Source organism: Mucilaginibacter sp. P4_G9, from assembly GCF_056400985.1.
The window spans coordinates 1-6,607 of sequence record NZ_JBFUKF010000277.1 but is presented as its reverse complement, the minus strand read 5'-3'; the positions used below and the strand labels follow the sequence as shown (position 1 = coordinate 6,607).

Here is a 6,607-nt window from a genome sequence, read left to right as displayed (position 1 = left end):
GTGCATGCCTCTAAAGTTTTCAGAAAACTCACGTTTCTCTTCAGGATAACTGATCGTTACCGGTTTCCTGAAAAAATGCTTCATTGTAGTGGCCAGACCGCCAATAATGGCGGGCAGGTAAGCACGCTCCAATAAATTAAGCGGCTTTACTTCCAGTACTTTTCGTTTATTGCTTAATGATTCCATTTAATTAAAATCCAAAGTGTGTAAGTGCTGCACTAACTACGCCGGTAAGCACAATATTAGCAATGGCCAAAGGTATCAATATCTTCCAGCCCAGGTCCATCAACTGGTCGTAGCGAAAACGTGGGATTGTCCAGCGTACCCACATAAAAAAGAAGATGAATAAGAATACCTTGGTGAATAATACCACTACGCCAATAATTGGTGCAATAGTTGGGCCAGTATGTGCAAGCATCCAATCCATCCCCGGATAGTTATAACCGCCCCAATATAAAGTAGCCATTACAGCCGAAGAGATGAACATGTTGATATACTCGGCAAACAGGTAAAAACCTAATTTCATTGACGAATACTCGGTATGATAACCACCCACCAGCTCGGTTTCGCATTCCGGTAAATCGAATGGAGTACGGTTAGTTTCGGCAAATGCGCATACAATAAATATCAAAAACCCAAGTGGCTGGCGTATTATATTCCAGTTAGCTCCATGCTGTTGTTCAGCAATCTCACGCAGGCTTAAAGTACCGGTTAACATCAGCAAAGCGATAATGGATAAACCCATCGAAATTTCATAGCTGATATTTTGGGATGCCGCCCGAATTGCGCCTAATAATGAGTATTTATTGTTTGATGCCCAGCCGCCTATCATTACCCCATAAACACCTAATGAAACCACACCAAAGATGTATAAAACTCCTACATTGATATCGGTAACCTGCAGATCAACTACGTGGCCGCCAATAGTTATGGTTTGCCCCCATGGAATAACAGCAGAGCCAATACAGGCTGTAAGGATTGCCAGTGAAGGGCCAACTATGAACAGGAATGGCGTTGCATTGGTGGGGATGATCTCTTCTTTTAAAAACATTTTGGCACCATCTGCCAATGGCTGTAAAAGACCAAACGGACCGGCACGGTTAGGGCCTATCCTATCCTGGAAAAACGCCGCAATCTTGCGCTCGGCATAAGTCGAGTACATGGCTACAACCAAACTGATCACAAAAATGATCAATATCAGGCCAAATTTAAATGCTATATCTACTAATCCCATTATAAGCGTGTGTCTCTTTCAAATTGTTCTTTATTCGCTTCCATCAATACCGGGTTAGTTTTAACAACCRGCAACGGCTTAAACTCATAGTGATTTGAGCTGATAACCGATTTATGCGATACCTTGCGCGGACCTTCAATTACCCAATCGGCAGTTTTCTTTTTATCAAAGCGGCAGGTATTGCAAATAAATTCTTCAACCTCACCATAAACATCCTTGCGGCCTGTTACCCTTATTACATCCTCGCCTTTGTACCATAAAGTCACTTTGCCACAGCATTTATCGCAATCACGGTGTGCTTCAACCGGTTTGGTGAACCATACACGATTTTTAAAGCGGAAGGTTTTATCGGTTAAAGCGCCTACCGGGCATACATCAATCATGTTTCCAGAAAAATCATTATCAACAGCTTTGCTGATATAAGTTGAGATCTCGGAATGATCGCCCCTGTTCAGGATGCCGTGTAAACGGGTGTTGGTAATTTGATCGGCAGTGAATACGCAACGGTAGCAAAGGATGCAACGCGTCATGTGTAGCTGTATTTTGTCGCCAATATCAATCTTTTCGAATGTACGACGGTCAAATTCATAACGGGTTTTAGCAGCACCATGCTCAAAACCTAAGTCTTGCAGGTGGCACTCGCCTGCCTGGTCACACACAGGGCAATCAAGCGGGTGGTTGATCAATAACATTTCCACTACACCTTTACGGGCTTCTACCACTTCGGGCGAGGTGATGTTTTGCACTTCCATACCATCCATAACACCGGTACGGCAGGATGCAACCAGTTTAGGCATAGGGCGTGGATCCTTTTCAGATCCTTTGGTCACCTTAACCAAACAGGTACGGCATTTACCGCCACTGCCTTCCAGCTTGGAGTAATAGCACATAGCAGGCGGAACAATATCGCCACCTATCTGCCTTGCGGCATTAAGTATGCTTGTTCCTGGTTCTACTTCAACGGGTATTCCGTCTATTGTTACTTTCATCTTTTAAGTCAAAATTTAGAATTTTGATTCCTAATTATCTTATTCCGTCATTGCGAGGAACGAAGCAATCCCCAAGTAACAGGTTCGCCCTGTACAGTTAGGGATTGCTTCGTCCCTCGCAATGACGCGCGGGTATTATGCTGTCGCTGCAACCGTTAACGGATCCGCGTAGTGAGCAAGGCCAAAATTTCTTGAAACCGCTTCCGCTCCATTAGTTACATGCCATTCAAATTCATCTCTGAAGTGACGGATAGCACTGGCTACAGGCCAGGCTGCCGCATCTCCCAACGGACAAATAGTATTTCCTTCAATTTTTTTAGATACATCAACAAGCAGGTCCATGTCGCTCATTTTGCCATGGCCATATTCTAAACGGTGCAATACCCTTTCCATCCAGCCGGTACCTTCACGGCAGGGCGAACATTGTCCGCAGCTTTCATGGTGATAAAAACGGGCAAAGTTCCAGGTGTTACGCACTATACAGGCATCCTCATCATAAGCGATAAATCCACCCGAGCCTAACATGGTACCGCTTACAAAGCCACCATCACTTAATGATTCATAGCTCATCAGGCGCGGCTCGTTGTTAATGGTTTTTAATATCAGGTTTGCAGGTAAAATTGGCACTGATGAACCTCCTGCAACAACTGCTTTTAAGCGTTTACCGTTAGCAATACCACCGCAATACTCATCGGAGTAAATAAATTCTTCAACCGGTAAACCAAGGTCAATTTCATAAACACCAGGCTTTTTAAGGTTCCCGCCAGCCGAGATCAGCTTGGTACCAGTGCTACGGCCTACGCCTAATTTTGCATATTCATCGCCCCCTTCGTTGATGATTGGCACAACTGCAGCTATCGATTCAACATTGTTTACCACCGTTGGGCAACCATACAAACCAGCAATAGCCGGGAAAGGTGGTTTTATACGCGGGTTACCCCGTTTGCCTTCCAACGATTCCAACAAAGCGGTTTCTTCTCCGCAGATGTAAGCACCACCACCTGGTTGTACATATAATTCAAGATCGTAACCCGATCCTAATATGTTTTTACCTAAAAATCCTTTTGCTTTGGCTTCCGCGATGGCTCTTTCCAGGATACGGATCTGCGGCATCATTTCGCCGCGAACGTAGATGTACGATGTTTTGGCACCCAGCGCAAAGCTGGCTACAATCATCCCCTCAATTAATAAGTGAGGGATGTAGGTCATCAAATACCTGTCTTTAAAAGTGCCGGGCTCAGATTCGTCGGCGTTGCAAACCAGGTAGCGTTCTACCCCTTCTGGTTTTGCCAAAAAGCTCCACTTCATACCGGTAGGGAAACCCGCACCGCCACGACCGCGCAAGCCCGATTTTTTAACCTCTTCCACAATCGCCTCGGGCGACATGGTTTTTATAGCCTTTTCAACAGAAGCGTAACCACCCTTTGAGCGGTAAACATCAAATGTATTGATGCCTGGTACGTTTATATGTTCAAGTAAAAGTTTGCGTCCCATTGCTTTAATTTTTTGCTTTCGCCCTTAAATCGCTAACCAGTTTATCAACCGAATCGTTGGTTAAGTTCTCGTAAAAAGTATATTCGGGGCCAATTTGTAAAACCGGGCCATAGCCGCAGGCAGCAAGGCATTCTACACCGCGCCAGCTAAATAAACCGTCGGGGGTAACTTCGCCTTCTTTTACACCTAAAGTGTTTTCAATATGATCCATTATTTTTTCGGCACCTACCAGGCAGCAACCGCTGGTACGGCAAACCTCTAAAACATATTTGCCGGATGGACGCAGCAGGTACATGGTATAAAATGTAGCTACCTCATACACCTCAATTGGCAAAATATCTAAATACTCGGCTACTTTATCCATTGCCTGCGGACTAACCCATCCAAACTCGGCCTGTACATAGTGCAGTATTGGCAGCAAGCCAGATTTTTGTTTTCCTTGCGGATAGCGGCTAACCACGTCATCAAATTTACTGATCAGCTCCGGCGAAAACTCAACCGAAACCTGAGCATCTTCAACTCTAAGCATCTAACTCTCCGGCTATAACGTTTAAACTACTCATATTAATAATCGCATCTGATAATAACATACCGCGGCTCATTGGCGCATACATCTGATAATTGATAAAGCTGGGCCTGCGGAAATGCAAACGATACGGGCTACGCCCGCCATCATTCACCAAATAGAACCCTAATTCGCCATTGGCGCCTTCAACCGAGTGATAAACCTCGGTATTAGGGGTAGGGATCTCACCCATCACAATTTTAAAGTGATAAATAAGGGCTTCCATGTTATTATAAACTTCTTCTTTCGGAGGCAGGTAAAACTCAGGTACATCAGCGTGAAAAATATCTGATGGTTCTTTTTCCAGTTTTACAAGCGCCTGCTCAATAATGCGCAAACTCTGCCACATCTCTTCGTTACGCACCAAAAAACGACTGTAAACATCGCCATTGGTACCAACTGGTACCTCAAAATCAAAATCTTCGTATGATGAATAAGGGTTCATTGCCCTTACATCATAATCAACACCGGCAGCACGTAATATCGGGCCTGTCCAGCTATAGCTTAAAGCATCCTCGGCAGTAACAGCGGCCACATCTTTTGTCCTGTCAACAAAAATACGGTTACGGTTAAACAGCGATTCAAATTCTTTAAGCGTTTTAGGAAAATCAACTAAAAACTTGCGCAGCTTGGCAAAGGCTATAGTGTTGAAATTACGTTCAAAGCCACCTATACGGCCAATATTTGTAGTAAGGCGGCTTCCGCAAACCTCTTCATAAATTTCATAAATAGCTTCGCGGAATTCCATCATATAAAGGAAACCGGTAAAAGCACCTGTATCAACACCCAATACCCCATTACATACAATATGGTCGGATATACGTGCCAGTTCCATCACTATCACACGCAGGTAATCAACACGTTTTGGTGTAGTTATGCCTAATAGCTTTTCAACTGTCATGTGCCAGCCCATGTTATTAATAGGCGATGAGCAGTAGTTTAAACGATCGGTAAGTGGGGTGATCTGGTAAAACGGACGGTGTTCGGCAATTTTTTCGAACGCGCGGTGAATATAGCCTATTGTTGATACGCCKCTCACAATTCTTTCGCCATCTAACTGCAGCACATTTTGAAACACACCATGCGTTGCAGGGTGAGTTGGGCCGAGGTTTAAGGTTGAAAGCTCGTTTTGCGGATCGTTATCTGTATATACAGGATGGTTTTGCATCAGTATAAATTATTTTCTTTTTATGGTGATGCCGTAAAGGTTTCCCCATACGGCATAATATTATCTTCCGAAAAAGTAATCCTTTTTATCAACACGGTTCGGGTCTTCCAGCGGAAATTCCTTGCGCATCGGGAAAGCCGTCATATCGTCAACATTTAAAATGCGGCGCAGATCCGGGTGCCCGTCAAATATAACTCCGAAGAAATCATATGTTTCACGCTCCATCCAGTTGGCGCCTTCCCATAGCACAGTTGCAGTAGGGATATGTACATCGCCATCAACCAAAAATACTTTTATCCTGATACGGGTGTTGGTAGTAAGGCTATGCAAATGGTAAATAACTCCTATTTGCTTCTCCTGCTCAGGATAATGTATAGCGGTAATATCTGTTAAAAATATAAAGCGAAGCGCGGCATCGGTCTTTAAAAAGGTCAACAGATCAATGATCTGCCCGCGGCCGGTTTCTACGGTAAGTAAACCGTAGGGTTCGCCTACCAATGTTACCTGCTCGCCGAATTTTTCACCGATTCTTTTTAAAAGCTCTTCGTTGGGTATCGTAGCCATTATTGGATTCCGTATTTAGCTAATAATTCCTGGTACTTGGGCTCATTTCTTCTGCGAAGCGATTCTGTTTGTACCAGCTTTTGAATGTTGATAAAGCCATCGATAATAGCTTCAGGGCGGGGCGGGCAACCCGGTACGTAAACATCCACCGGGATTACTTCATCTATACCCTGCAATACAGAGTAAGTATCAAATATACCACCGCTTGATGCACAGGCACCCACAGCCATAACCCATCGAGGCTCGGCCATTTGCAGATAAACCTGGCGTAATACCGGGGCCATCTTTTTGGCAATAGTACCCATAACCATCAAAAGATCGGCCTGACGAGGGGAAAAGCTTAAACGCTCGGCGCCAAAACGCGAAAGATCATAATGAGAAGCCATAGTGGCCATAAACTCAATACCACAACATGAAGTAGCAAATGGCAGGGGCCATAATGAATTTGAGCGGGCTATACCTATTACTTTATCAAGCGAGGTAGCAAAAAAACCGGCGCCTTCTACACCTGCAGGGGCATCAACTATTTGAATATCACTCATTGAACAATTTTAATAGAAAATCACTGCCTGATCAATACAGGTAATGAAATG

At 44.3% G+C, this 6,607-nt stretch carries 7 protein-coding genes and 1 pseudogene; all 8 read right to left on the bottom strand.

Annotation, left to right across the window (positions count from 1 at the left end; genetic code table 11):
* Window positions 1-186, bottom strand: a pseudogene (locus AC1DPZ_RS19395) (NADH-quinone oxidoreductase subunit I); the annotation flags it as partial.
* 4 nt (window positions 187-190) lie between these two features.
* The gene (gene nuoH, locus AC1DPZ_RS19390; protein ID WP_477406453.1) at window positions 191-1,234 is read right to left on the bottom strand and encodes an NADH-quinone oxidoreductase subunit NuoH; all 1,044 of its coding nucleotides are present in this window, start codon (window positions 1,232-1,234) and stop codon (window positions 191-193) included.
* On the bottom strand, window positions 1,234-2,223 hold the full coding sequence (locus tag AC1DPZ_RS19385; RefSeq protein WP_477406451.1) for an NADH-quinone oxidoreductase subunit G: 990 nt from the start codon (window positions 2,221-2,223) through the stop codon (window positions 1,234-1,236). The genes nuoH and AC1DPZ_RS19385 overlap by 1 nt, the downstream gene beginning before the upstream one ends.
* Window positions 2,224-2,358: 135 nt before the next feature.
* Window positions 2,359-3,717, bottom strand: a complete 1,359-nt coding sequence (gene nuoF / locus AC1DPZ_RS19380; protein WP_477406449.1) for an NADH-quinone oxidoreductase subunit NuoF — start codon at window positions 3,715-3,717, stop codon at window positions 2,359-2,361.
* 4 nt (window positions 3,718-3,721) lie between these two features.
* Window positions 3,722-4,246 (bottom strand): NADH-quinone oxidoreductase subunit NuoE family protein, encoded by a 525-nt coding sequence (locus tag AC1DPZ_RS19375; protein WP_477406447.1) that lies wholly within the window; start codon window positions 4,244-4,246, stop codon window positions 3,722-3,724.
* A complete protein-coding gene (locus AC1DPZ_RS19370) occupies window positions 4,239-5,450 on the bottom strand; it encodes an NADH-quinone oxidoreductase subunit D (protein WP_477406445.1) in 1,212 nt (403 codons plus the stop codon). The genes AC1DPZ_RS19375 and AC1DPZ_RS19370 overlap by 8 nt, the downstream gene beginning before the upstream one ends.
* Window positions 5,451-5,510: 60 nt before the next feature.
* Window positions 5,511-6,014 (bottom strand): NADH-quinone oxidoreductase subunit C, encoded by a 504-nt coding sequence (locus tag AC1DPZ_RS19365; RefSeq protein WP_477406443.1) that lies wholly within the window; start codon window positions 6,012-6,014, stop codon window positions 5,511-5,513.
* A complete protein-coding gene (locus tag AC1DPZ_RS19360; protein ID WP_295712790.1) occupies window positions 6,014-6,556 on the bottom strand; it encodes an NADH-quinone oxidoreductase subunit B in 543 nt (180 codons plus the stop codon). The genes AC1DPZ_RS19365 and AC1DPZ_RS19360 overlap by 1 nt, the downstream gene beginning before the upstream one ends.
* Between the last annotated feature and the right edge of the window lie 51 nt (window positions 6,557-6,607).

Bases quoted from the DNA above. Each gene is read 5' to 3' on its own strand.
- nuoH (WP_477406453.1), bottom strand. From the start codon at position 1,234: ATGGGATTAGTAGATATAGCATTTAAATTTGGCCTGATATTGATCATT.
- nuoF (WP_477406449.1), bottom strand. From the start codon at position 3,717: ATGGGACGCAAACTTTTACTTGAACATATAAACGTACCAGGCATCAAT.
- AC1DPZ_RS19375 (WP_477406447.1), bottom strand. From the start codon at position 4,246: ATGCTTAGAGTTGAAGATGCTCAGGTTTCGGTTGAGTTTTCGCCGGAG.
- AC1DPZ_RS19365 (WP_477406443.1), bottom strand. From the start codon at position 6,014: ATGGCTACGATACCCAACGAAGAGCTTTTAAAAAGAATCGGTGAAAAA.
- AC1DPZ_RS19360 (WP_295712790.1), bottom strand. From the start codon at position 6,556: ATGAGTGATATTCAAATAGTTGATGCCCCTGCAGGTGTAGAAGGCGCC.